The sequence below is a fragment of the Duganella sp. 1411 genome (assembly GCF_017833525.1).
In the GTDB taxonomy this organism is placed as follows: Bacteria; Pseudomonadota; Gammaproteobacteria; order Burkholderiales; family Burkholderiaceae_D; genus Rugamonas.
Genome location: NZ_JAFICD010000001.1, coordinates 2,480,409 through 2,506,099, shown reverse-complemented (window position 1 = coordinate 2,506,099; position 25,691 = coordinate 2,480,409). Strand labels below are relative to the sequence as shown.

18 protein-coding genes are annotated in these 25,691 nt (G+C 65.7%); 14 read left to right on the top strand and 4 right to left on the bottom strand.

Annotated features, from left to right (window positions below):
- Positions 1 to 102: 102 nt before the first annotated feature.
- The 6 genes from JOD97_RS10450 (at position 103) to JOD97_RS10425 (ending at position 8,887) form a co-directional block, all read left to right on the top strand.
- A complete protein-coding gene (locus JOD97_RS10450; protein ID WP_209716225.1) occupies positions 103 to 2,223 on the top strand; it encodes a TonB-dependent receptor in 2,121 nt (706 codons plus the stop codon).
- A 70-nt stretch (positions 2,224 to 2,293) separates the two neighbouring features.
- Complete coding sequence (locus tag JOD97_RS10445) at positions 2,294 to 3,208, top strand: cupin-like domain-containing protein (protein ID WP_209716222.1); 915 nt, start codon at positions 2,294 to 2,296, stop codon at positions 3,206 to 3,208.
- 131 nt (positions 3,209 to 3,339) lie between these two features.
- Positions 3,340 to 4,596, top strand: coding sequence for an ABC transporter substrate-binding protein (locus JOD97_RS10440; RefSeq protein WP_209716218.1), 1,257 nt, complete (start codon positions 3,340 to 3,342; stop codon positions 4,594 to 4,596).
- Positions 4,597 to 4,681: 85 nt separating this feature from the next.
- The gene (locus tag JOD97_RS10435; protein WP_209716215.1) at positions 4,682 to 5,704 is read left to right on the top strand and encodes a LacI family DNA-binding transcriptional regulator; all 1,023 of its coding nucleotides are present in this window, start codon (positions 4,682 to 4,684) and stop codon (positions 5,702 to 5,704) included.
- 100 nt (positions 5,705 to 5,804) lie between these two features.
- On the top strand, positions 5,805 to 7,169 hold the full coding sequence (locus tag JOD97_RS10430) for a GH1 family beta-glucosidase (RefSeq protein WP_209716211.1): 1,365 nt from the start codon (positions 5,805 to 5,807) through the stop codon (positions 7,167 to 7,169).
- A gap of 128 nt (positions 7,170 to 7,297) precedes the next feature.
- Entirely contained in the window at positions 7,298 to 8,887 is a 1,590-nt protein-coding gene (locus JOD97_RS10425; protein ID WP_373999832.1) for an oleate hydratase, read from the top strand.
- A gap of 130 nt (positions 8,888 to 9,017) precedes the next feature.
- Here the strand turns inward: JOD97_RS10425 and JOD97_RS10420 are convergent, their stop codons facing one another.
- On the bottom strand, positions 9,018 to 9,488 hold the full coding sequence (locus JOD97_RS10420) for a DUF1854 domain-containing protein (protein WP_209716207.1): 471 nt from the start codon (positions 9,486 to 9,488) through the stop codon (positions 9,018 to 9,020).
- A 23-nt stretch (positions 9,489 to 9,511) separates the two neighbouring features.
- Entirely contained in the window at positions 9,512 to 11,785 is a 2,274-nt protein-coding gene (locus JOD97_RS10415) for an ABC transporter ATP-binding protein (protein ID WP_209716204.1), read from the bottom strand.
- Between the two features lie 336 nt (positions 11,786 to 12,121).
- On the opposite strand from JOD97_RS10415, the gene cphA (JOD97_RS10410) reads away from it, so the two are divergent.
- The 4 genes from cphA (JOD97_RS10410) (at position 12,122) to JOD97_RS10395 (ending at position 19,798) form a co-directional block, all read left to right on the top strand.
- The gene (cphA, locus tag JOD97_RS10410) at positions 12,122 to 14,299 is read left to right on the top strand and encodes a cyanophycin synthetase (protein WP_209716201.1); all 2,178 of its coding nucleotides are present in this window, start codon (positions 12,122 to 12,124) and stop codon (positions 14,297 to 14,299) included.
- 27 nt (positions 14,300 to 14,326) lie between these two features.
- Positions 14,327 to 16,897 (top strand): cyanophycin synthetase, encoded by a 2,571-nt coding sequence (cphA, locus tag JOD97_RS10405; RefSeq protein WP_209716198.1) that lies wholly within the window; start codon positions 14,327 to 14,329, stop codon positions 16,895 to 16,897.
- A gap of 178 nt (positions 16,898 to 17,075) precedes the next feature.
- Positions 17,076 to 18,539, top strand: a complete 1,464-nt coding sequence (locus JOD97_RS10400) for a catalase (RefSeq protein WP_209716195.1) — start codon at positions 17,076 to 17,078, stop codon at positions 18,537 to 18,539.
- Between the two features lie 155 nt (positions 18,540 to 18,694).
- A complete protein-coding gene (locus JOD97_RS10395; protein WP_229264260.1) occupies positions 18,695 to 19,798 on the top strand; it encodes a patatin-like phospholipase family protein in 1,104 nt (367 codons plus the stop codon).
- A 57-nt stretch (positions 19,799 to 19,855) separates the two neighbouring features.
- On the opposite strand, the gene JOD97_RS10390 is transcribed toward JOD97_RS10395, so the two are convergent.
- A complete protein-coding gene (locus JOD97_RS10390) occupies positions 19,856 to 20,773 on the bottom strand; it encodes a LysR substrate-binding domain-containing protein (protein WP_209716190.1) in 918 nt (305 codons plus the stop codon).
- Between the two features lie 96 nt (positions 20,774 to 20,869).
- Here JOD97_RS10390 and JOD97_RS10385 point away from each other — a divergent pair, with 96 nt between their 5' ends.
- From JOD97_RS10385 to JOD97_RS10370, 4 genes are read left to right on the top strand one after another with little or no spacing between them, the layout of a single operon-like run.
- The gene (locus JOD97_RS10385; protein ID WP_209716187.1) at positions 20,870 to 22,363 is read left to right on the top strand and encodes an acetyl-CoA hydrolase/transferase family protein; all 1,494 of its coding nucleotides are present in this window, start codon (positions 20,870 to 20,872) and stop codon (positions 22,361 to 22,363) included.
- Between the two features lie 29 nt (positions 22,364 to 22,392).
- On the top strand, positions 22,393 to 23,520 hold the full coding sequence (locus tag JOD97_RS10380) for a M14-type cytosolic carboxypeptidase (protein WP_209716184.1): 1,128 nt from the start codon (positions 22,393 to 22,395) through the stop codon (positions 23,518 to 23,520).
- 2 nt (positions 23,521 to 23,522) lie between these two features.
- Positions 23,523 to 23,987, top strand: a complete 465-nt coding sequence (locus JOD97_RS10375; protein ID WP_209716181.1) for a CYTH domain-containing protein — start codon at positions 23,523 to 23,525, stop codon at positions 23,985 to 23,987.
- Positions 23,988 to 24,015: 28 nt separating this feature from the next.
- Entirely contained in the window at positions 24,016 to 24,381 is a 366-nt protein-coding gene (locus JOD97_RS10370) for a hypothetical protein (RefSeq protein WP_209716178.1), read from the top strand.
- Between the two features lie 22 nt (positions 24,382 to 24,403).
- Here JOD97_RS10370 and JOD97_RS10365 read toward each other — a convergent pair whose 3' ends face one another.
- A complete protein-coding gene (locus JOD97_RS10365; protein WP_209716176.1) occupies positions 24,404 to 25,675 on the bottom strand; it encodes a DUF2863 family protein in 1,272 nt (423 codons plus the stop codon).
- Between the last annotated feature and the right edge of the window lie 16 nt (positions 25,676 to 25,691).

Genomic DNA, 25,691 nt, shown 5'->3' with positions numbered 1-25,691 from the left:
TTTCGTCTGACTGTCGTTGATGGCGGCTGCTTCTTTTTTTACGGCGCACGGGGATGTGCGCCTGACAAAAAAGATCGCCAGCGATCGTGACAGAAAGTCCTCATGAAGAAGCAATTCCCCCGGCCGCAATGCACGCTGCGCCTGATTCCCTCCATGCTCCTGCTGGCCGCGCCGGCCTTCGCCCTCGCGGCCGACGGCGCCGATGGCAGCGCTCCCGCCGACGGCAGCCAGGCCACGCCGCTGCAGGTGCGCGTGTCGGCCAGCCTGATTCCGCTCGGCGTCGCCGATTCCGCCAACCAGGGCACGGTGACGGCCAAGCAGCTGGAAAACCGTCCGTTGCTGCGCACCGGCGAACTGCTCGAGGCGGTGCCGGGCCTGATCGTGACCCAGCACGCCGGTGACGGCAAGGCCAATCAGTATTTCGCGCGCGGTTTCAATCTCGACCACGGCACCGACTTCCGCACCACCGTGATGGGCATGCCGGTCAACCTGCCGAGCAACGCGCATGGCCAGGGCTATTCGGACCTGAACTTCCTGATCCCGGAGCTGGTGAGCACCATCCAATACAAGAAGGCCACGTACTACGCGGAGGAGGGCGACTTCTCGGCGGCCGGCGCGGCGGCCTTCGATTATGTCCAACGCATGGAGCAGGGTTTACTGAGCGTGGAGGCGGGCCAGAACCGCTTTACCCGCGTGCTGGTGGCGAATTCGGCGCCGCTGGCCGCCGGCACGCTGCTGTATGCGATCGAGCGCGCGGGCCAGGACGGTCCGTGGGATACGCCCGAGGACTACAAGCGCGTGAACGGCGTGTTGTCATACAGTCTGCGCAGCGGCGACGACGACGTCAGGCTGACCGCCATGGGCATGCACTCGTCGTGGAATTCCACCGACCAGGTGCCACGGCGCGCGTTGGACAGCGGTTTGATTGGCCGCTATGGCGCACTCGATCCCAGCGACGGCGGCGAGACCTCGCGTTACAGCGCGTCCGCCGAGTGGACGCGCCAGTACGCCGATGGTCACGGCAAGGTCGATGCGTACCTGATCAAATCGCGTCTGGACCTGTTCAGCAATTTCACCTATGTGCTTGACGATCCCGAACACGGCGACCAGTACCACCAGGCCGAGAGCCGCCAGATCCTGGGCCTGAACGCGGAACGCGCATGGCAGCACAAACTCGGGCCGTTCGCCTCGGAGACGACGCTGGGCGCGCAGCTGCGCCAGGATCATTTGTCGCCGGTGGGGCTGTATCTGACCGAGCAGCGCCGGCGCCTGTCTACCGTGCGCGAGGACGACGTCAAGGAGCGCGCGGCGGCGCTGTATCTGTCCAACAGCACGACCTGGACGCCGTGGCTGCGCACCGTGGCCGGCGTGCGGTCGGACCGCTATTCGTTCGATGTCGACAGCGACACCGCGGCCAACTCGGGCAAGGTCGACGCGTCGATCACCAGCCCCAAATTCACCGCCATTTTCACGCCGGGTAAAAACGCCGAGGTGTATCTGAATTGGGGCCGTGGCTTCCATAGTGACGACGCGCGCGGCGTCACCGGCACCGTCGATCCTAAAACCGGGCTGGCGGTGGACGCCGATGGTGCGCCGATCGAACGCGCCAAGCCGCTGGTCAAGGCGATCGGCAAGGAGGCCGGCCTGCGCCTGGTCGGACTGGTGCCGGGCTTGCAAACGACGGTCGCCGCGTGGCGGCTGGATCTCGATTCGGAGCTGATTTTCATCGGCGACGCGGGCAGCACCGAGGCCGGGCGACCGAGCCGCCGCCATGGCATCGAACTGGCCAACTTCTACACGCCGGCCAAGGACTGGATCATCGACGCCAACCTGGCATGGTCGCATGCGCGCTTCACCGACAACGATCCGGCGGGGAATTTCATCCCGGGATCGATCAACCGCACGGCGTCGGTCGGGGTGTCGGGCGAATCCGGTCCGTGGTCGGGCGGCGTCAGGCTGCGCTATTTCGGCCAGCGCGCGCTGGTGGAGGACGACTCGGTGCGTTCGCCTTCGTCGACGCTGGTCAACATGAAGCTGGGGTATAAACTGGCGGCCAATCTCAAGCTCACGGTCGAGGTGCTCAATCTGCTCGACCGCAAGGTGAGCGACATCGACTACTATTATGAGTCGCGCCTGCCCGGCGAGGCGGCGCCGGTGGCCGATATCCATACCCATCCCGGCGAAATGCGCACGCTGCGCGCGGGCCTGGCCTGGCGGTTCTGAGGCCGCCGGCACTAGCGAAATCCAAACAGGATGCGTTATGCTGCGCGGCTGGGAATTCATGGTAAGGCATATGTCAAAAGAGAGAAAAGAGAGAAAGCCGCCGCCGTTGCAGGCGTCGCGGCCGGCGTCGGCCGAGGAGGCCGCCGTCAAAAGGCGGGAGCGCGAGCAGCGCGATGCGCAGGTGCGCGGCGTGACGTCGATTCAGGAAATGCGCGATGCGATACGGCGCGCCGGGCGCGCACTGCCGACGATTTCGGAGGTGCCGCGCGTGCGCGTGGCCGATGCGGCGGCCTTCCGCGCGCGCGCCGCGGAGGGGCTGCCGTTCCTGATCACGGGCCACGTCAACCGCTGGCCGCTGTGCGCGCTGACGCCGCAAGTGCTGCGCGACCGTTTCAGCGAGGTTCAAGTGCGCGCGCGGGTAGGGGACTATATCAATACCGCGTTCGCGGCCGATCGCGCCATGCGGGATATGTCGATGGGCGAGTACCTCGACCTGGTCGCCGCCGGTACTTCGGACTTGCCGCCGTATCTGGGCAATCTGGAACTGCGCGAATTGAACAGCATGTGCCACTGGCCGACCTATTTCGACAAAATGGGGCCGCCGCGCTTTTGGCTGGGCCCCGCCGGCACCGTCACGCCGCTGCATTGCGACTATGACGACAATATCTTCGCCCAGATCTGGGGCACCAAGCGTATTTTCCTGTCGCCGCCCCATCATGACGAGTTCCTGTACCCGAACGAGGCGAACGCCATCCTGTTCGGCTCCCCGTTCGATCCGGAGGCGCCGGATTTCGACAGATTCCCGCTCGCGCGCCAGGCGACCATGATCGAATGTATCGTCAATCCCGGCGATATGCTGTACGTGCCGGCCGGGTGGTACCACCAGGTGCGGGCGCTGACGTTTTCGCTGTCGTCGAACCGGTGGGCCAGGTCGCTGCCGTTCGCCTTGAGCGGCGACGATTCCCTGCGACGGGTGGACGGGTAGCATACGGACGGCGTGACGTCGATCGCGTCGTTGACACTCAAAATAATTGGGTGATATATTCGGGTTTGTTAATTGGTAACGTTTCCAATCATGTGCGGCGCGCCGGCGGCATCGGCGTTCAAGGAGGCTGGATGTTCAAGCAATGCAAGGCACTGGCCGCCGGGGTGGCGGCTGTCATGACGGTGGGCCTGACGGCGCCGGCGGCGTCGGTCGCGGCGGCGCCCGGGCCCAAGGCGGAGGTGCTGCACTGGTGGACCTCGAGCAGCGAGTCGGCCGCCGTGCGCAAATTCGCCGACGCCTACCGCGCCGCCGGCGGGGTCTGGGCCGATACGGCGGTCGCCGGTGCCGACCAGGCCAAGTCGGTGGCGATCAACCGCATCGTCGGCGGCAATCCGCCCACGGCCGCCCAGTTCAACACCACCAAACAATTCCGCGACCTGATCGACCAGGGCTCGCTCAATAACGTCGACGATATCGCGCTGCGCGACCGTTGGGACCAGTTGATGCCGGCGCCCGTACTCGACGTCATCAAGGTCAATGGACACTTTTACGCGGCGCCGGTCGACATCCACATGTCGACCTGGATCTGGTACTCCAAGGCGGCGTTCAAGAAGGCCGGCATCGTCAAGGAGCCGGCCACGCCGGACGAACTGTTCGCCGCGCTGGACAAACTCAAGGCGGCCGGCGTGGTCGGCCTGGCGCACGGTGGCCAGCCGTGGCAGGAGAACATCCTGTTCCAGGCCATGCTGGCCAATGTCGGCGGCAAGGCGCTGTACCTGTCGGTGCTGCGCGACCGCTCGCCGCAAGCGATCAACTCCGAGGCGTTTAAAAACGTGCTGCTTGCCTTCAAGCGGCTGCAGACCTATGTCGACGCGGGTGCGCCCAACCGCAACTGGAACGACGCCACCGCCATGCTAATCAGCGGCAGGGCCGGGGTGCAGATCATGGGCGACTGGGCCAAGGGCGAATTCGCCGCCGCCAAACAAACGGCCGGCAAGGATTTCGGCTGCATCGCCGGCCTCGGACCGAACGTGCCGTACCTGATCCAGGGCGACGCCTTCGTCTTCCCCAAGACGAAGAACCCGGAGACGGTCAAGGCGCAAAAGCTGCTGGCGCAGACGATGCTGGCGCCGGCCGCCCAGCTGGAGTTCAGCAAGCTGAAAGGATCGCTGCCCGTCCTGAGCAACGCCGACACCTCGTCGATGGACGTGTGCGCGCAGGCCGGCATGGCCATCATGAAGGACAAGTCACGCCAGGTCGGCATGATCGAGGTGTATCTGACGCCGGACCAGAACGGCGCGCTGCAGGATGTGCTGACCACTTATTGGAACACCCGCATGCCGGTCGAGAAGGCGCAAAAGAGCATCCTGGCCGCGCTGCGCGACTAGAGGGGCTTGCATGGAGCCCGCTTGTCACCGTCCGTGGCGATGCGGTATGCTGACCGCCGCATAGACTCAACGGATGAGGGAACTCGTGGCAACAATCAAAGACGTCGCCCGGCTGGCGGGAGTGGGGCTGGGCACCGCGTCGCGGGTGGTCAGCGGCAGGGGATCGGTGTCCAAGGCGACGATGGAGAAGGTGCAAAAGGCCATCGCGGAGCTGGACTTCCGGCCCTCGCACGCGGCGCGCTCGCTGCTGTCGGGCAGTTCGCAGATGATCGGCGTCTATATCCCGTATCTGAGCGGGACGTTTTACACGCCGATCCTGCAGTCGATCCACACCGCGCTGCGCGCGTCGGGGCTCAACATGGTGGTCGCTTTCGGTGTCGGCGAGGGCGACGAACGGCGGCAGGCGATCGACGGCGTGAATTTTTTGATCGAGCGCGGGTGCGACGGTTTGCTCCTCATGAGTAATGCGCTGGAGGACGAGGACTTCGCCGCGCTGGGACCATTCCAGTCGCGCGTGGTGGTGATCAATCACGGCTACGCCAGCATCGCCGAGCAGTGCTTCACGGTCGACCACAAGGCCGGCGGACGATTGGCGGCGCGCACGCTGCTGGAAAAGAAGCATCGCAAGATCGCCGTCATCGCCGGCCGCGCCAGCGCGCCGGACAACCAGGAGCGTCTGGCCGGCTTCATGGCGGAGGTGGACGCGGCGGGCCTCGACAGCGGCAAGCTGTGGGTGGACCACGGCGACTTCACGCCGGAAGGCGGCTGGGCCTGCGCCGAGCGCTTGCTGGCGTCTGGCCGGGAGTTCACGGCGGTTTTTTGCGCCAACGATGAAATGGCGGTCGGCGCCTTGTCCTTCTTCCAGCAGGCCGGCATCCCGGTGCCGGATCAGGTATCGGTGTTGGGCTACGACGATACGCACAGCGCGCAGTTCACGGCGCCGCGCCTGACCAGCGTCCATATCCCGTGGAGCGAGATGACGTCGAACGGCCTGAATTATCTGCTGAACCGGTGCTACGAGACGGACCGGCCGGTCAAGCGCAAGTACAAGCTGCACGTGGCGGAACGCGCTTCGCTGGCGAAAGCGCCGTCGCGCAAAAAATCGTAAATATCGGGCGTGCGGTGGCCGCACGCTCTTTTTTTGTAGTATATTGGAAACGATTCCAATATGGGTGCCGGTCGCCGCTTTCGCAAAACAACAACTCACGATGACTATGACTTCTACCGACTTGACCAAGGCAATCAGGCGTTCGGACTTCGCCGACGGCTTCCTGTGGGGCGTATCGACGTCCGCCTACCAGATCGAAGGCGCGGCAGGCGTCGATGGCCGCGTGCCCTCGATCTGGGACACCTTCAGCGCGACGCCGGGCAAGGTGCGCGACGGCTCCACCGGCGCGGTCGCCTGCGACCACTATCATCGCTGGGAGGAGGATCTGGATCTGGCGCGGGCCATGGGCCTGAACTCTTACCGGTTCTCGATCGCCTGGACGCGCATCTTCAACGGCGTGGACGAGCGGCCGAACGCCGAAGGGCTGGCGTTCTATTCGCGCCTGGTGGACGGCATGCTGGCGCGCGGCCTGCAGCCCTGGTGCACGCTGTACCACTGGGACCTGCCGCAGTATCTGCAGGACCGGGGCGGCTGGGAGAACCGCGCCACCATCGACGCCTATCTGCGCTACGTCGACGTGATGACCCAGCATCTGGGCGGCCGCGTCAAGCACTGGATCACCCACAACGAACCGTGGTGCACAGCCATGCACGGCAACTGGGACGGCATGCACGCGCCGGGGAACAAGAGCCTGCCGCTGGCGCTGCAGGTTTGCCACCATGTGCTGGTGTCGCATGGCCTGGCCGTGCCTCTGATCCGCGCTAACGTGCCGGATGCGAAAGTGGGCATCGCATTGAGCCTGCATCCGATCGAGGCCGCCAGCGACAGCGCCGCCGACCGGGAGGCGGTGGTGCGCCACGACGTGCTTCGCAACCGCTGGTTCCTCGATCCGCTGTTTGGACGCGGTTATCCCGAGCTGGCGCTGCGGCTGGTGGGCGACGATGCGCCGGCGGTGGTGGAAGGCGATATGGACGCCATCGCCGCGCGCTGCGATTTCCTCGGCGTGAACTACTACTTCCCGGAGGTGGTCATCGACGCGCCCGACCAGTATCCGCTGCGTACCGCCATCGTCCATCCCCAGGACCGCGAGCGTACCGACTTCGGGTGGGAAGTATCGCCGCAAGGACTGGTCGACCTGCTGGCACGGGTGGCGCGCGAGTACCCGACCGGCGATTTGTATGTGACCGAAAACGGCTCGGCCTACGACGACCACCCGGATGCCGATGGCGCCGTGAACGACACCGCGCGGCGCGATTACCTGATTCGCCACCTGGCCGCGACGCGCGACGCGATCGCCGCCGGCGCGCCGGTCAAAGGTTACTTCGCCTGGAGTTTGCTGGATAACTTCGAGTGGTCGGAGGGTTATCTGCGCCGCTTCGGCCTGACCTATGTCGACTACCCGACGCAGCGCCGCACCGTCAAGCAAAGCGGCCGATGGTACGGGGCCTTCGTGCGGGGAGAGTGATTCGTCTTTAACCCTTGAATTTAGCCGGTATTCTTTTTCTCTATTTTGATCTGGCGCATGGAAATGCGTCTTAGAGGGTTTACTCTCGCGTGCGCCTTGCGTCCGCGAACTATGATGGTCTCATCTCAATCGCAAGGAAGGATGTAGACATGAGTTCCATCAAGGCTTATCTGGTCGGCGGCGGCATAGGCTCGCTGTCGGCGGCGGCTTTCATGATCCGCGACGCGGGCGTCTCCGGCGCCAACATCACCATCTTCGAAGCGCTGCCGCTGGTCGGCGGGAGCCTCGATGGCGGCGGCGATCCGGAGCGCGGCTACACGCTGCGCGGCGGGCGTATGTTCACCACCGATAACTACGAGTGCACCTGGGATCTGTTCAAGAGCATTCCTTCGATCGAGCATCCGGGGCAGACGGTGTACGACGAGACCATCGCCTTCAACGAGCTGCATAAATCGGATTCGAAGGCGCGGCTGGTGGACCGCAACCGCTTCAAGGTGGACGTGACGTCGATGGGCTTTTCGATGCGCGACCGCACCGAGCTGCTGAACCTGACCGAAGCCGACGAGGAAAAGCTGGGCGACAGCGTCATCACCGACTGGCTGTCGCCGGAGTTTTTCGACACCAAATTCTGGTACATGTGGGCCACCACCTTCGCCTTCCAGCCGTGGCATAGCGCGGTGGAGTTCAAGCGCTATCTGCACCGCTTCATGATGGAGTTTTCGCGCATCGAAACGCTGGCCGGCGTCAAGCGCACCGTCTACAACCAGTACGATTCGCTGGTGCGGCCTTTGCAGCACTGGTTGCGGGAGCAGGGCGTGCGCATCGTCGCCAACTGCAAGGTCGACGATCTGGATATCATGGAGGAGGGCGGCACGCTCACCGTGACCGCGATCCGCTGCACGCGCGACGGCGTCGCCGAAACGATCGCGGTGGCGCCGCAGGACCTGGTGTTCTTCCAGAACGGCTCGATGACCGACGCCTCCAGCCATGGCGATATGCACAGCGCGCCGCCCAAGCTGGATAAGCGCGACAGCCAGGGCTGGGCGCTGTGGGAGAAGCTGGCCGTCGACCGGCCGCAGTTCGGCAATCCGGCCGCTTTCAATTCCAGCATTCCGGAATCGTGGTGGGAGTCCTTCACCGTGACGTTGAAGGACCCGGCGTTCTTCGATCGCATGGAGCGCTTCACCGGCAACGTGGCGGGCACCGGAGGGCTGGTGACGTTCAAGGACTCGAACTGGCTGCTGTCGGTGGTGCTGGCGCACCAGCCGCATTTCGCCGGACAGCCGGAGGGCGTGCAGGTGTTCTGGGGCTATTCGCTGCATCCGGACCGTATCGGTAATTTCGTCGCCAAGCCGATGGCCGATTGCACCGGCGAGGAGATCCTGCGCGAGTTGTGCGGCCACCTGAATTTCGACATGGAGGTGATGGCGTCGGCGAACTGCATCCCGTGCCGCATGCCTTACATCACCAGCATGTTCATGCCGCGACTGCGCAGCGATCGTCCGCTGCCGGTGCCGCCCAACTCGCGCAACCTGGCGTTTGTCAGCCAGTTCGTGGAGGTGCCGGAGGACGTGGTGTTCACGGTCGAGTACTCGGTGCGGGCGGCGCAGATGGCGGTGTACCAGCTGCTAGACGTCAAGCGCGAGGTGCCGCCGGTCAGCCATCACGATCAGTCGATTGGGGTCAAGTTCGATGCGCTGATCAAGGCGTTCACATAGCCGCTAAATTAAAGCGGTCACCGGAAATACGTAGGGCGGATTAGCGCAGCGTAATCCGCCAAGCGCCGTTGGCGGCCCATGACGGATTACGGTCCGGCCCGTGTAGAATTGGTGGACCTGACCCTGGAGTTTAGAGGAAACGGTCGAGGATTTTTTTGCCGTGCTTGTCCAGCTCGCGCACGTCGCGGATCAGGTAGTGGATGCCGTGGATGTCGGAGATGAGCAACGTGTCCACCGTCAGGCGCCGGATGTCTTCCTCTCCCCGCAGCACGAATTCGGTCGCGCCGCGGTCCGTCTCCACCGTCCACGTGCACGGCGTGGCGAAGCCCGAGACGTCGACGATGCGCGAGATCTCCGGCATGAATTCGCGCCCCGCCAGCTCTTCGCGCACCAGCTCTCCGATTTCCTTCGGCAGGTCTTCGATGCGGTCGATCCAGGCCACTTCCTTGCCGTCGCCGCTGACCAGCGCGATGCCGTCCTCCGGCGCCTGTACCGGGAACGCCCGCACCGCCGCTACGCCTTCATGCACGTTGCCCTCCGCCGTCGTCAGCACCAGCCGGCCGAAAGGATTGCGTACCAGTTCAAATTTTGTCGTCGTCATGTGCTTCTCGGTTGCTTTCCTGGTTATTCCTTGCTGCCGCTGTCGCCCATGTCGGTGTCGACATTGCGGGCCTGCGCCTGGTACAGGCGGTAGTAGGCGCCTTCGCGCGCCATCAGCACGTCGTGCGAGCCTTCCTCCACCACCACGCCGCGATCCAGGACCACCAGGCGGTCGGCCTTCTGCAAGGTCGACAGGCGGTGCGCGATGGCGATCGTGGTGCGGCCCTTCACCAGGTTTTCCAGCGCGCGCTGGATTTCTTTTTCGGTCTCGGAGTCGACCGAGGACGTGGCTTCGTCGAGGATCAGGATCTTCGGATCGATCAACAGCGCGCGCGCGATCGAGATGCGCTGGCGCTCGCCGCCCGACAGCCCCTGTCCGCGCTCGCCGACCATCGAGTCGTAACCCTGCGGCAGGCGCAGGATGAATTCGTGCGCGTGCGCGGCGCGCGCGGCGGCGATGATTTCCTCGCGCGTGGCGTCCGGCTTGCCGTACGCCAGATTCTCGGCGATGGTGCCGAAGAACAGGAACGGCTCCTGCAGCACCAGGCCGATATTGCGGCGGTAGTCCGACACCGCGAACGAGCGGATGTCGACGCCGTCGAGCATGATGGCGCCTTCCGAGACGTCGTAGAAGCGGCAGATCAAATTGACCAAGGTCGATTTGCCCGAACCGGAGTGCCCGACCAGGCCGACCATCTCGCCGGCCTTGATATCGAGGCTGATGCCGCGGTTGACGGCGCGGTTGCCATAGCGGAAACCGACTTCGCGCAAGGTGATGTCGCCGTCGATCTTGGCCAGCTTGACCGGGTTGACCGGCTCCGGCACCGACGAGACGTGGTCGAGGATGTCGAAGATGCGCTTGGCGGCCGACGCCGATTTCTGCGTGACCGAGACGATGCGGCTCATCGAGTCGAGGCGGCCGTAGAAGCGGCTCGAGTAGGCGATGAACGCCGACAGCACGCCGACCGTGATGTGGCCCTTCGATACCTGGTAAATGCCGAACACCCAGATCACCAGCAGACCGAGTTCGGTCAGGAACGATACCGTCGGCGAGAACAGCGACCAGATTTTATTGAGCTTGTCGTTGACCGCCAGGTTGTGCTGGTTGGCGGTGCGGAAGCGCGCCGCCTCGCGCGACTCCTGCGCGAAGGCTTTCACCACGCGGATGCCGGGGATGGTGTCGGCCAGCACGTTGGTCACTTCGCCCCACACGCGGTCGATCTTTTCAAAGCCCATGCGCAGGCGGTCGCGCACCACGTGGATCAGCCAGGCGATGAACGGCAGCGGCAGCAGGGTGAAGATCGCCAGCCACGGGTCGATCGAGAACAGGATCACGCCGGTCATGATGATCATCAGGCAGTCCGACGCGAAGTCGAGCAGGTGCAGCGACAGGAACACGCAGATCCGGTCGCTCTCGCTGCCGATGCGCGACATCAGGTCGCCCGTGCGCTTGCCGCCGAAGTATTCCAGCGACAGGCGCAGTAAATGGTCGTAGGTTTCGGTGCGCAGGTCGGCGCCGATGCGCTCCGACACCAGCGCCAGCACGTAGGTCTTGGCCCAGCCCAGTATCCACGCCATCACCGCCGCACCCACCAGGCCGGACATGTACAGCGCCACCATCCCGGTGTCGACCGCTTTGCCGTTCTGGTACGGGATCAGCACGTTGTCCATCAGCGGGATGGTCAGGTAGGGTGGAATCATGTGTGCGCCGGTGCTGAGCAACATGAGCGAGAATCCCAGCGCGAGCTGGAATTTGTACGGCCTGGCGAAGCGCCACAGCCGGAACAGGGTCCAGGTCGACGGTGGCGTGTATATCACCTTGGTGCAGACCGGGCATTCCTCCTGGTCCGGCTCCAGCGGCGCCTTGCAACTCGGGCAGATGCTCTTTTCCTCGACGACCACCGGCACGCCGCTGGCGTGGCTGTCGCGGTGGGCGCCGAATTGTTCGACCAGACGGATGGCGTTGAGGTTCTGGCCCAGCGTGAAGCGCCACGCGGCCAGGCGGCCGCTCCGGCCGATCAGCTCGAGGTGGCCGACGCCGGCGTGGTCGTGGTGCCGCAGGCTCAGGTCCTCGGAAAACGGCCACGATTGCCACTGCTCCTGGCCCGGCGCGCGCGCCAGCAGGCGCGTGGCCGTGATGACGATGACACCCTTGGCGAAACGAAGTTGCTGATCCAGGTCAACCTCCAGGGCACTTACGGCGTTTTCCCCTTGGGAAAGCTGTGCCTGTATCTCGGAACGCCAGCGTTCAGGGAGCTCGCTAAGGCTGGATACGGTGGAAAGTTGTTGGGTTGTCATCGTGCGGCATACTCCGGGTCGAAAATGGTGGAACGAGCATCGGCACTCTACAACAATCGCTTTGCCAATCAGGCGTTGCGGCTGGTATAAGTAATTATTTACGGTATTCTGTCAGTTATTAAACATTTGACGTGAATCAACATAAAACCGCAAAAAACGACCGGGCTTTTGTACTGGCGGCAAGTATAACGCACAGACATCAGGGCCGGTGGCGCGGGATGAACTTGGTCAGAGCTACGGGGTGGGCCAAACGCGATTTGGCGGCAAGCGGTGGTACAGGTTTAAAATACGGCGCAGGCTGGCCACGGCTGATAACAAAGATACAAGAATAGAAACATGACCAAGAAGAAAGACATAGAAATTCTCCGCGTAACCCATTTGCGCGGCCCCAACATCTGGACCTATCGCCCGGTGATCGAGGCGTGGTTGGATATTGGCGAGCTGGAAAAATTCCCGTCGAATCTGTTGCCTGGCTTGTATGAGCGCCTGACGGCCATCCTGCCCGGACTGATCGTGCACCGCTGCGGCGTGGGCGAGGTCGGCGGCTTCCTCGAGCGCCTGCGCGACGGCACCTACGCCGGCCACATCCTCGAGCACGTGGTGCTCGAGCTGCAGAACCTGGCCGGCATGAAGACCGGCTTCGGCAAGACGCGCGAGATCGGCGAGGACACCGGCTTGTACAAGATGGCCTTCCGCACCCGCCAGGAGCAGGTCGGCCGCGCGGCGCTGGAGGCGGGCCGCGACCTGCTGATGGCGATGATCGAGGACCGGCCTTACGACTTGGCCGCCAAGGTGGCCGAGCTGACCGACATGGTCGAGTCGCTGTGCCTGGGGCCGAGCACCGCCAACATCGTCGATGCCGCCACCGACCGCAAGATCCCGTCGATCCGTCTGACCGACGGCAATCTGGTGCAGCTCGGCCACGGCGCCGCCCAGCGCCGCATCTGGACCGCCGAAACCGAACAGACCAGCGCCATCGCCGAGGGCATCGCCAGCGACAAGGACCTGACCAAAAGCCTGCTGGCCTCCTGCGGCGTGCCGGTGCCGCAGGGTGAGCTGGTCACCAGCGCCGAGGCGGCGTGGGAAGCGGCCGAGGACATCGGCGTGCCGGTGGTGCTCAAGCCGTACGACGGCAACCATGGCCGCGGCGTCTCGCTCAACCTGATGACGCGGTCCGACGTGACGGCCGCCTACGAGCTGGCGGCGCGCAAGGGCGGCAGCAAGAGCGTCATCGTCGAGCGCTTCATCCCCGGCGACGAACACCGCCTGCTGGTGGTGGGCAAACGCCTGATCGCCGCCGCCGCCGGCGAGTCGCTGTGGGTCACCGGCGACGGCAAGTCGAACATCCTCGAATTGTGCAACACGCAGATCAACACCGATCCGCGCCGCGGCGAAGTCGAGGACGCGCCGCTGGGCGTGGTCAAGCCGCACGAGTCGGGCGAGATCATTTTGGAACTGGCGCGCCAGGGCATGACGTGGGAATCGGTGCCGCTGGCCACGCAGAAGGTGCTGATCCAGCCGAACGGCAACGTCGCCACCGACGTCACCGACAAGGTGCATCCGCAGGTGGCCGCGATGGCGACCCTGGCGGCGCGCGTCGTCGGCCTCGATATCGCCGGCATCGACCTGGTGGCGAGCGACATTTCGCGTCCGCTGCACGAGCAGGGCGGCGCCATCATCGAAGTCAACGCCAGCCCCGGCCTGCTGGCGCACCTGAAGCCGGCCAACGGAGAGCCGCGCAACGTCGGCGAGGCGATCGTCGACCACCTGTTCGCGCAGGACGAGAGCGGGCGCATGCCGATCGTCGGCATCACCGGCAAGCACGGTACCACGATGGCTTCGCGCCTGATCGCCTGGCTGCTGCAAATCAGCGGCAAGAAGGTCGGCCTGACCTGCGCCGACGGCCTGTTCGTCAACGGCCGCCTGCTGCCGCGCGACGGCTTCAGCGACTGGGAAACCGGCGAGCGCCTGCTGCTCAACAAAAACGTCGAGGCGGCGGTGTTCGAATCGAACGCGCGCATGATCCTGACCGAGGGCCTGGCCTACGACAAGTGCGCGGTTGGCGTGGTCACCGACGTCAGCGACTTCGAGGAGCTCAGCGAGTTCCATATCGGTAGCGCCGACAAGCTGTATGGCGTGCTGCGCACCCAGGTCGATGTGATCCTGCCGAGCGGCGTGGCGGTGCTCAACGCGGCCGACGAACAAGTGGTCGACATGGCCCGCCTGTGCGACGGCGAGGTGATTTTCTATGGCGTCGACGAGCATTTGCCGGCCATCGCCGCCCATCGCCAGGACAGCGAGCGCGTGGTGTTCCACCGCCAAGGCGGCGACACGGGTTGCATCGTCATGGCCAAGGGCCACGACGAGGTGGCGAGCCTGCCGCTGTCGCCATTGGTGCCGCCGGAGGCCGTGCTGGCGGCGATCGCCGCCGGCTGGGCGCTGGGACTGACGCCGGACCTGATCGGCGCCGGGCTGCGCACCTTCGATGCGAATCCTAAGCGGACTCATCACTGACACATCACTGAAAGAACACGAAGATTTATGGAAGTTAAACGCACCCGCGCCCTGCGCGGCCCCAATCTCTGGAGCCACCACACGGCGGTCGAAGTCATCGTCTCCTGTCCGCCCGAGGAGCAGTCGATCGCGCTGCTGCCCGGCTTCGAGCAGCGCCTGCACGCGCGCTTCCCGGCCATCGGCGCGCTGCGCACGACCGGCCGCGCCGACGACGTGCCGCTGGCCCGCGTGCTGGAAGTGGCGACCCTGAGCCTGCAGGCGCAAGCCGGCTGCCCGGTGACCTTCAGCCGCACCAGCGCCACGCTGGAGGATGGCATCTACCAGACCGTGGTCGAATACAGCGAGGAGGCGGTCGGCCGCCTGGCCGTGACCCTGGCCGAAAACCTGATCAACTCGGCGCTGGCCGACACCCCGTTCGACCTGACCGGCGCGCTGGCCGAACTGCGCGACCTGGACGAGGACGTGCGCCTGGGCCCGAGCACCGGCGCCATCGTCAGCGCCGCCGTCGCGCGCGACATCCCGATTCGCCGCTTGACCGAGGGCAGCATGGTGATGTTCGGCTGGGGCTCGAAGCAGCGCCGCATCCAGGCCGCCGAGATGGACAGCACCAGCGCCATCGGCGAATCGATCGCGCAGGACAAGGAACTGACCAAGAAGCTGCTGCACGCGGCCGGCGTGCCGGTGCCGATCGGCCGTTCGGTCGACGACGTCGACGACGCCTGGGCCGCGGCGCAGGAGATCGGCCTGCCGGTGGTGGTCAAGCCCAAGGACGGTAACCAGGGCAAGGGCGTCACCGTCAACGTCACGACCCGCGAGCACCTGGAAAAGGCGTTCAACACCGCGCGCGAATTCCGCGACGACATCATGGTCGAGCGCTACCTGCCGGGCCACGATTTCCGCCTGCTCGTCATCGGCAACAAGCTGATCGCCGCCGCGCGCCGCGATCCGCCGCAGGTGGTCGGCGACGGCACCCACACGGTGCGCGAGCTGGTCGACATCGTCAACGCCGATCCGCGCCGCGGCAGCGGCCATTCGACCTCGCTGACCAAGATCCGCTTCGACGACATCGCCCTGGCGCGCCTGGCGCTGCAGGACCTGGACGCCGATTCGGTGCCGGCCAAGGGCCAGCGCGTGATCCTGCGCAACAACGCCAACCTGTCGACCGGCGGCACCGCCACCGACGTCACCGACGACGTGCACCCGGAAGTGGCGGCGCGCGCGGTCGAGGCGGCGCAGATGATCGGCCTCGATATCTGCGGCGTCGACGTGGTGTGCGAAGGCGTGCTGCAACCGTTCGACAACCAGCGCGGCGGCGTGGTGGAAGTGAACGCCGCCCCCGGCCTGCGCATGCACATCGCGCCGTCGTACGGCAAGGGCCGCGCGGTGGGCGAGGCGATCGTCAACACCATGTTCGCGCCCGGCGAGAACGGCCGCATCCCGGTGGTCGCCGTCACCGGCACCAACGGCAAGACCACCACCGTGCGCCTGATCGCGCACCTGCTCACGGCCAGCGGCCTGCGCACCGGCATGACCAACACCGACGGCGTCTACATCGAGGGCCGCCAGACCGACAGCGGCGACTGCAGCGGTCCGCGCAGCGCGCGCAACGTGCTGCTGCATCCGGACGTCGACGCGGCGGTGTTCGAAACCGCGCGCGGCGGCGTGCTGCGCGAAGGCCTGGCCTTCGACCGCTGCCAGGTGGCGGTGGTCACCAACATCGGTGCCGGCGACCACCTGGGCCTGAACTACATCACCACGGTCGAAGACCTGGCGGTGCTCAAGCGCGTGATCGTGCAGAACGTCTCCGAAAGCGGCTTCGCGGTGCTCAACGCGGTCGATCCGATCGTCGCCGGCATGGCCGCCACCTGCCGCGGCAAGGTGATCTTCTTCGGCGCCGACCGCGGCCATCCGGTGATCGCCACGCATCGCGCGCAGGGCAGCCGCACTGTGTACGTCGAGGACGGCCATATCGTCGCGGCGGAAGGCAAGGAGTTGAACAAGATCGCGCTGTCGCAGGTGCCGATCACCCGCAACGGCGCCATCGGCTTCCAGGTGGAGAACGTGATGGCGTCGGTGGCCGCCGCGTGGGGCGTGGGCATCAGCTGGGACGCGATCCGCCTGGGCCTGAAAACCTTCGCCAACGACTCCGACAACGCGCCGGGCCGCTTCAACGTGTTCGACTACAAGGGCGCCACCTTGATCGCCGACTACGGCCACAATCCGGACGCCATCCTGGCGCTGGTGCAGGCGGTGGAGACCATGCCGGCCAAGCGCCGCGCGGTGGTGATCTCCGGCGCCGGCGACCGCCGCGACCAGGACATCAAGCAGCAGACCGAGATCCTCGGCCGCGCCTTCGACGACGTGATCCTGTACGAGGACCAGTGCCAGCGCGGGCGGGTCGACGGCGAGGTCGTCGCGCTGCTGCGTTCCGGCTTGGACGGCGCGCCCCGCACCAGCCACGTCGAGGAGATCTACGGCGAGTTCCTGGCCATCGACACCGCCCTGGCGCGGCTGGGCGAGGGTGACCTGTGCCTGATCCTGATCGACCAGGTGGAGGACGCGCTGGCGCACATCGCCAAGCGCATCGCCGAAGCTTGACGGCGGCCCTTTGAACCCGTAACCCCGGCACACCGGGGTCGTACCCCGGACGGGGTACGACCCCATCGCCATTCGGGTTATTGTCTTTACCTATCAAATCCATAGGTATTTATAGTTTTTATTTATCGCGTTGCCTCGTTACAATGAACTCACTTTCATACAACGAGGAGCCAACGCCATGAGCCAGCCACCTATCACCACCGCATCGGGCATCCCGGTCGCCGACAACCAGAACTCCGTCAGCGCCGGGCGGCGCGGCCCGTTGCTGCTGCAGGACTTCCACCTGATCGAAAAACTCCAGCACTTCAACCGCGAGCGCATTCCTGAGCGCGTGGTCCACGCCAAGGGCTCGGGCGCCTACGGCACCTTCACCGTCACCCACGACATCACCCAATTCACCAAGGCCAAGCTGTTCTCGGCGGTCGGCAAGCAGACCGAGACCTTCGTGCGCTTTTCCACCGTCGGCGGTGAGCGGGGCAGCGCCGACACCGAACGCGATCCGCGCGGCTTCGCCATGCGCTTCTACACGGAAGAGGGCAACTGGGACCTGGTCGGCAACAACACGCCGATGTTCTTCATCAAGGACGGCATCAAGTTCCCGGACTTCATCCACACGCAAAAGCGCGATCCGCAGACCAACTTGAAGTCGCCGACGATGATGTTCGACTTCTGGAGCAAGACCCCGGAAAGCCTGCACCAGGTGACGATGCTGTTCTCGGATCGCGGCACGCCGGACGGCTACCGCCACATGGACGGTTTCGGCAGCCACACCTTCAGCCTGATCAACGAGGCCGGCGAGCGTGTGTACTGCAAATGGCACCTGAAGACCAAACAAGGCATCAAGAACCTGCCGGCCGCCGAAGCCAGCCGCCTGGCCGGCGAGGACCCGGACTACGCGCAGCGCGACCTGTTCGGCGCCATCGCCGCCGGCGACTTCCCGCAGTGGGAAGTGAAGCTGCAAGTGGCGACCGAGGCCGAACTGGCGGCGTGGGAGGCGCGCACCGGCTGGAATCCGTTCGACCTGACCAAGGTGTGGCCGCACAAGGACTTCCCGCTGATTCCCGTGGGCGTGTTCGAATTGAACCGCAACCCGCTGAACTACCACGCGGAAGTCGAGCAGGCGGCGTTGTCGCCGTCGAACGTGGTGCCGGGCCTGGGCTACTCGCCGGACAAGATGCTGCAGGCGCGCCTGTTCGCCTACCACGACGCCCAGTTGTACCGGGTCGGCACCAACCACCAGCACCTGCCGGTGAACGCGCCGCGCTGCCCGGTCCACAACCAGCAGCGCGACGGCGCGATGGCGATCGCCAACGGCGGCGCGGCGCAGAACTACCAGCCGGTCGAGTCGAACGGCAGCGATCCGCAAGGCCTGGGCCACGGCGAACCGGCGCTGGCGCTGGACGGCGGCGCGGCGCGCTACGACGGTCGCGGCAAGGAAGACGATTACACGCAGGCCGGTAATCTGTTCCGCCTGTTGCCGGCCGAGGAAAAGCTCAACCTGTTCAACAACATCGCCGGTCCGTTGAGCCAGGTGAGCGCCGAGATCATCGCCCGCCAGCTGGGTCACTTCGACCAGGCCGACCCGGCCTACGGCGCCGGCGTGCGCGCCGCGCTGAAGGCCAGGGGTGTGAATGTAGCCTGATGCGAGGTGGTGGCATGTAACGAGTAGCACGTAGGGCGGATTAGCGCAGCGTAATCGGCCATCGGTGCGCCGTCGGCGGCTCGTCGATGGCCGATTACGGCGTTCCGCCTAATCCGCCCTACAATGATGCTATTGACCAGCCGCTGGAGGTTCTCTTGACACAACCCGCCGATACACTCGCCATTCCCGGCCAGACCGTGCTCGTGCTGCAGGGCGGCGGCGCGCTGGGCGCCTACCAGGTCGGCGTCTACCAGGCCATGCACGAGGCGGGCATCGAGCCCGATTGGGTGATCGGCACATCCATCGGCGCCATCAACGGCGCCATCATCGCCGGCAATCGGCCGGAGCATCGGCTCGACCGGCTGCGCGAGTTCTGGCGCCGCATGGAACGCAACGCGCTGGGCTTCACCGCCCTGCCGCGCGGCCTCGCCAACGCCGTCACGATGGGGCAGGGCATCCCGGCCTTTTTCGAACCGAATCCCGCCGCGTGGTGGAATCCCGACGCGCACGTGGGCATCGAACGCGCCTCCTTCTACCAGACCGCGCCGCTGCGCGCCACGCTCGATGCGCTGATCGATTTCGATGTGCTCAACAACGACGCGATGCGCATGACGGTGGGCGCGGTCAACGCCCGCAGCGGCGCCATGCGCTACTTCGACACCCGCCACGAACCACTGGGCGCGATCCACGTGATGGCCTCCGGCGCGCTGCCGCCGGCGTTTCCGGCGGTGCGCATCGACGGCGAGCCGTATTGGGACGGCGGTATTTATTCCAACACGCCGATCGAGGCGGTGCTGGACGACGAGCCGCGCCGCGATTCGGTGATTTTTTCGGTGCAGGTGTGGAATCCGGACGGCAGCGAGCCGCAAAGCGTGATGCAGGTGCTCGACAAGCAAAAGGAGATCCAGTACGCCAGCCGCGCCAGCCACCTCGAGCAGCAGCGCAAGCTGCACCGGCTGCGCCATGTGATCCGCCAGCTGGCGCTGAAGTTGCCCCAGTCGGCTTTCGACGCCGGCGAGGCGCGCGAGTTGGCGCGCTGGGGCTGCGGCACCACCATGCACGTCGTCTCGCTCAAGGCGCCGCGCCTGGGCGACGAGGACCACACCAAGGATATCGATTTCAGCGCGGCCGGCATCGGCGCGCGCTGGCGGGCCGGCTACGACGATACGATGCGGATGATCGCATTGCGGCCGTGGCAATTGCCGGTCGATCCGATCGAGGGCGTCGCCATCCATGAACTGCCGCAGGCGGGCGCGTAGAGAGCACCTTGGTCGAGCCGCTGAAAAAATAGCGGGCGCGCGCCGCCAGGGCCGGTGCTATCGGGGCGATCGCCCGTGCCCGGCCGCCGGCGGCGCGGTCCCCAGCACGTCGCGGCACACCTCGAGCCAGGCGCGCGCCGCGTGCGACAGGTAGCGCCGGCGCCACACATGGGCCACCTGCCATTGCAGCGCCGGCTCGACCAGCCGCACGGCGTCCAGGTGGCCGATCGCCAGCCGGTGCACGAACGGCTCCGGCAGCAGCGCGACGCCGACGCCGGCCGACGCCATCGCCACCAGCCAGTCCCACTGGCCGCTCTGCGCGGCGATCACCGGCTCGAATCCCGCCTCCCCGAAAGCCAGCCGCAATGCGCGCGTGAGGGCGAAATCATCCGTCAGCATCACCAGCGGCGCGCCGGCCAGCGCCTTGAGCGCGACGGTGGCGCGGTTGGCCTGGAAGGTGCCGCTGGCGGCCACCGCCCAGATCGGGTAGCTGGCGACCGGCGCCGTCTCCAGTTCGAGCCGGGCGTCGGCCGGCAGCACGGTCATGCCGATTTCCAGTTCGCCGGCGGCGACCTTGCGCTCGACCTCCTGCCCGGTGTCTTCCTGCAGCGCGAGCGCGATGCGCGGATGGCGCTGGCGGAAAGCCTTCAGCGCCGGCGTGAACAGCAGGTTGATCATGGGCGGGATGCCGACCACCAGCCGCCCCCGCTCGACGGCCTGGGTGTCCCGCACCTCCAGCTCCAGCCGGCGCATGGTCGCCAGCATTTCCTCGCCGCGCGCGTACACCGCCTGTCCGGTGTCGGTCAGCGTCAGCGCGCGGCCTTCGCGTATCAACAGCTGGGCGCCGACCTCCCGCTCCAGCTGCCGCACCATCTTGCTGATGGTCGACTGCGTCACGTGCAGCGCTTCCGCCGCCTTGGTGAAGCTGTTGAGGCGGACGGTTTCGACGAAATAACGCAGCGAGCGAAGATCCATGAATTTTTCGACTGGAAAATGGGAAATTAAGTCATGCGGCGACTGGTGGCCCGATTTTATACTGCTTCCATCTAATCGGTGCACTAAGGAAATAATATGTACGAAGACCGCATCCGCCGCCCCGCGCTGATGGACAAGGTGATGAGCGCCAGCGACGCCGCCGCGCTGTTTGAAGACGGCATGAGCGTGGGCATGAGCGGGTTCACCCGCGCCGGCGACGCCAAGGCGTTGCCGCTGGCGCTGGTGGAGCGTGCCCGCCGCGCGCCGCTGAACCTGACGCTGCTGACCGGCGCCTCGCTCGGCAACGACAGCGACGGCTTGATGGCCAACGCCGGCGTCGTCGCGCGGCGCATGCCGTTCCAGTCGGACGCCGCGCTGCGCCGCAAGATCAACGCCGGCGAGGTGATGTTCATCGACCAGCATCTGTCCGAGACGGCCGAACAGCTGCGCTCCGGCGACCTGAAACCGATCGACATCGCCGTCATCGAGGCGGTCGCGATCACCGCCGACGGCGGCATCGTTCCGACCATGTCGGTCGGGAACAGCGCCGGGTTCGCGCAGCAGGCCGGGCGCATCATCGTCGAGATCAACCTGAACGCGCCGCTGGCGCTGGAAGGCTTGCACGACATTTATGTGCCCGGCCAGCGCCCGCACCGCGGCGCGATCCCGTTGCTGGCGCCATGGCAGCGCATCGGCGCCACCGCCATCAAGGTCGACCCGGAGCGCATCGCCGCCATCGTCATCACCGACAGCCCGGACAGCCCGTCCAACGCCCTGCCGCCGGATGAAGAGACCGACGCCATCGCGCGCCACGTGATCGCCTTCCTGGCGGGCGAGGTGGCGGCGGGGCGCATGGGGCCGGAGCTGCTGCCGCTGCAGGCGGGCATCGGCACCATCGCCAACGCGGTGCTGCATGGGCTGCTCGATTCGCCGTTCCGCGACATGACGATGTACTCCGAGGTGCTGCAGGACAGCGCCATCGAGCTGCTCGACTCGGGCCATCTGGCGATGGCGTCGGCGTCCTCGATCACCTTGTCGGCGCCGGTGCATGCGCGCTTCATCCGCGATATCGAACGCTATCGCGACCGCATCGTGCTGCGCCCGCAGGAGATCAGCAACCACCCCGAGCTGGTGCGGCGGCTGGGCATCATCGCGTTGAACACGGCGCTCGAATTCGACATCTACGGCAACGTCAACTCGACCCACGTCGGCGGCACGCATATGATGAACGGCATCGGCGGTTCGGGCGACTTCGCGCGCAACGGCCAGATCGCGATCTTCGTCAGCAAATCGGTGGCCAAGGATGGCGCCATTTCCAGCGTGGTTCCGTTTGCCGCCCACGTCGACCACACCGAGCACGATGTCGATGTGCTGGTGACGGAATGGGGACTGGCCGACCTGCGCGGGCTGGCGCCGCGCGAACGCGCGCCGCTGATCATCGAGCGCTGCGCGCACCCGGATTACCGGCCGCAATTGCGCGCCTATTTCGAGGCCGCGCTCGCCGGCGGCGGCCAGACGCCGCATGTGCTGGAGCAGGCGCTGTCCTGGCACCTGCGCTACCGGCGGGAGGGGAGCATGCTGGTAAAATAGCGTGATCGGTATTCACTTATTGGATCGACATGACCATCAAAATCAGCCAGAACTTCGACTCCGGCGCCATCGAGGTGCTGCGCGCCGACAGCGCCGCCACCATCGAACTGAATCTGCGCAAGGACTCGCACGCGGACATCCACCAGTGGTTCCATTTCCGCCTGCAGGGCGCGCGCGGCCAGCAGGTCACGATGCGCTTCCTCAACGCGGGCCAGGCCACCTACGCCAAGGGTTACGAGGACTACCAGGCCGTGGCCAGCTACGACAGCGAGAACTGGTTCCGCGTGCCGACCACCTTCGACGGCGCCGTCATGACGATCCGCCACACGCCGGACCTCGACAGCGTCTACTACGCCTACTTCGAGCCGTATTCGTTCGAGCGCCATCTGCGCCTGCTGGGCGAAGTGGCCGAGAACCCGCTGGCGCGCGTGCTCGATCTGGGCAGCACGGTCGACGGCCGCGACATGAATCTGGTCGTCATCGGCAAGCCGCAAGCGGAAAAGAAAATCTGGTTCATCGCGCGCCAGCATCCGGGCGAGTCGATGGCCGAATGGTTCATCGAAGGCCTGATCGATACGCTGCTCGACGATTCGAACCCGATCGCGCGCAAGCTGCTGCAGCGCTGCGTGTTCTACATCGTGCCGAACATGAACCCGGACGGCTCGGTGCGCGGCAACCTGCGCACCAACGCGGCCGGCGCCAACCTCAATCGCGAGTGGATGACGCCATCGGTCGAGCGCAGCCCCGAAGTGCTGTACGTGAAGCAGAAGATGCACGAGACGGGCATCGACATGTTCTTCGACATCCACGGCGACGAGGCGCTGCCGTACAACTTCGTGGCCGGTAACGAGATGCTGGAGAACTTCAGCGACGAGCGCCGCGCCAAGCAGCAGGCCTTCATCGACCGCTACAAAAACGCCAGCCCGGACTTCCAGGACAAGGTCGGCTACGCGGCCAGCAAGTACAAGGAAGACATGCTGACGTTGGCGTCCAAGTATGTCGGCCACCACTTCGGCTGCCTGGCGCTGACGTTGGAGATGCCGTTCAAGGACAACGCCGACCTGCCCGATCCGCACGTGGGCTGGAACGGCGCGCGCAGCGCGGCGCTGGGCGCGGCGATCCTGCAGCCGATCCTGCTGTCGCTGGACGACTACTGACCGTGGGCGTCGAGATCGAGCGCAAGTTCCTGGTGCGCGGCGACGCCTGGAAGGCCCTGGGCGAGCCGGTGTTTTTCCGCCAGGGCTATCTGTCGTCGCACAAGGAGCGGGTGGTGCGAGTGCGCATCGAGGGCGAACGGGCGGTGATGACGATCAAGGGCCGCAACGTCGGCGCCACGCGCGGCGAGTGGGAGTATCCGATCCCGATGGCCGACGCGGTCGAGCTGCTCGACGGTTTGTGCGAGCAGCCGCTGATCGAAAAGTACCGCCGCCGCATTGACTTCGCCGGCAATGTTTGGGAGGTCGACGAGTTCCTCGGCGCCAATGCCGGGCTGGTCGTGGCGGAGATCGAATTGGGTTCGGAAGAGCAGGTGTTCGACAGGCCGGAGTGGGTGGCGCAGGAGGTCACGGATGACCTGCGCTACCTCAATTCGAACCTGATTAAACACCCGTTTTCGGCTTGGTAGTGGGCGGAATCTGGTCTAAGCTTAGGGCATGGACAGCGAAGTGTCAGCGCTCAAGGCGCATATCGATGCAATCGTGCCGACGTTAGCGACGAAGGCCGATATCAGCGAGGTTTTCGCGCTCAAGGCGCATATCGATGCAATCGTGCCGACGTTAGCGACGAAGGCCGATATCGAGATCTTGCGCGCCGAAATGCATAAGATGTCAGCCGAGGGCTACCGTTGGATGGTCGCATCGATGATCGGCATGTTCATCGGTTTCGGCGGCTTGTATTTCGCGGCCAACAGGTCGTTCGAGGCACGGCCGGCGACGGCCCAGCCCGCACCGCAAGCCCAGGCGCCGATCGTCATTTATCTCCCGCAGCCTCAATCGCAACCTCAACCGACCCCAAAATAAAAAAAGCCCCGAAGGGCTTTTTTTAATGGAAATGCTCGGTGCCGCTGGGCGCGTCCTCCGGCATTTCGGCATGTGCCAGCTCGCCGACCGGGTCGGCGAACAACGGCGCGCCGCAATCGTCGCAGAACTCGGCCACATAGCGCTCGGCGTGCTTCTTGATCTGCGTGATGCCGGCCGCGTTCAGGTGCGCGACGATCTCGTCGACCGGCGTCACCGGCTTTTGCACCACGCCGCCCGGACCGCCTTGCAGCGGGCCTTCCGGCGGCGTGCCTTCCTCGTCCTCCTGGCCGTACAGCGGCCACACCACGCCGTAGATCACGTCCGACGCCGAGCGCTGCGTGAACGCCACGCGGTATTCGTCGATCTGGCCATCGGCGTTTTCCTCGCCGAAGCCGGCGATCACCGCGCGCAGCTCCGACGGTTCGACCGCCAGGGTATGCGTCAGGTAGTGCACGGCGGCGCGGATCGACACCGGACGGATCAGCTTGTCAGCCTCGCGGCACGCCATGTAGTAGGCCTCCGGCAGCAGCAGCTCGATGCCGCAGCCGGGCAGCAGACGGGTCACCGTCGGCGTGACCTGCTCGCGCCACTGCTCCAGCGCGGTGGCGCGCTCGTTGGCGAAGTTGCTCTGGTTGGCGGGCATCTGCCAGCGGAACAGCGGGGCGCCGGCCGGGGCAACCACCGCCGCCAGCAGGTAGCGCGTGTCGGCCAGGAACGGCGCCGTCTCCGGCACCTTGGTGTCGGCCTTGAGCGCCGTGCCCTTGATCGCGGCCTGCGCCAGCTTGTGCACCTTGCCGTAGGTCTCGACGTGGCTGCGCGGCAGCTGGTCGATCGAGAACAAGGTCGGCGACATCGCCATGCGCGTGCCGTCGGCCAGCAGGTGGGCGCTGAAATGCGCCGACAGGGTGGTCAGGATGTCGGCCGGGATGGCGCCGGAGGCGATCGAGAAGCGGGTCCAGGCCAGGATGGGCGCGGCCACCAGCAGCACGTCGTATTGCTTGGCGACGCCGTCGGCGGTGTCGATGGTGATGCTGCTCGATTCGCTGACCGCCTCGACGCCATCCATCAGCACGTCGTAGGCGTTCAGGTCTTCCTTGAACAGCGCGTTGAGGGTGGCGTCGATGGTGTCCTGGTGGCCGGTTTTAAGCAGTTTCTGGAGCTGTGCATCGAGGCTGTGTTCCCACGACCGTTCCTCCAGCCGGCTGGCCGCTTGACCGACCGCCTGGGCGTAGGTGACGAGGCGCTGGCTTTCGACAGACAATTTATGGGATGAATCTTTAGATGGACGACGCATAGCGCAATAAGAGTCT

Coding starts and splice junctions, on each gene's coding strand:
- JOD97_RS10450 (WP_209716225.1), top strand. CDS start 103: ATGAAGAAGCAATTCCCCCGGCCGCAATGCACGCTGCGCCTGATTCCC.
- JOD97_RS10445 (WP_209716222.1), top strand. CDS start 2,294: ATGTCAAAAGAGAGAAAAGAGAGAAAGCCGCCGCCGTTGCAGGCGTCG.
- JOD97_RS10440 (WP_209716218.1), top strand. CDS start 3,340: ATGTTCAAGCAATGCAAGGCACTGGCCGCCGGGGTGGCGGCTGTCATG.
- JOD97_RS10430 (WP_209716211.1), top strand. CDS start 5,805: ATGACTATGACTTCTACCGACTTGACCAAGGCAATCAGGCGTTCGGAC.
- JOD97_RS10420 (WP_209716207.1), bottom strand. CDS start 9,488: ATGACGACGACAAAATTTGAACTGGTACGCAATCCTTTCGGCCGGCTG.
- JOD97_RS10415 (WP_209716204.1), bottom strand. CDS start 11,785: ATGACAACCCAACAACTTTCCACCGTATCCAGCCTTAGCGAGCTCCCT.
- cphA (WP_209716201.1), top strand. CDS start 12,122: ATGACCAAGAAGAAAGACATAGAAATTCTCCGCGTAACCCATTTGCGC.
- cphA (WP_209716198.1), top strand. CDS start 14,327: ATGGAAGTTAAACGCACCCGCGCCCTGCGCGGCCCCAATCTCTGGAGC.
- JOD97_RS10400 (WP_209716195.1), top strand. CDS start 17,076: ATGAGCCAGCCACCTATCACCACCGCATCGGGCATCCCGGTCGCCGAC.
- JOD97_RS10390 (WP_209716190.1), bottom strand. CDS start 20,773: ATGGATCTTCGCTCGCTGCGTTATTTCGTCGAAACCGTCCGCCTCAAC.
- JOD97_RS10385 (WP_209716187.1), top strand. CDS start 20,870: ATGTACGAAGACCGCATCCGCCGCCCCGCGCTGATGGACAAGGTGATG.
- JOD97_RS10380 (WP_209716184.1), top strand. CDS start 22,393: ATGACCATCAAAATCAGCCAGAACTTCGACTCCGGCGCCATCGAGGTG.
- JOD97_RS10370 (WP_209716178.1), top strand. CDS start 24,016: ATGGACAGCGAAGTGTCAGCGCTCAAGGCGCATATCGATGCAATCGTG.
- JOD97_RS10365 (WP_209716176.1), bottom strand. CDS start 25,675: ATGCGTCGTCCATCTAAAGATTCATCCCATAAATTGTCTGTCGAAAGC.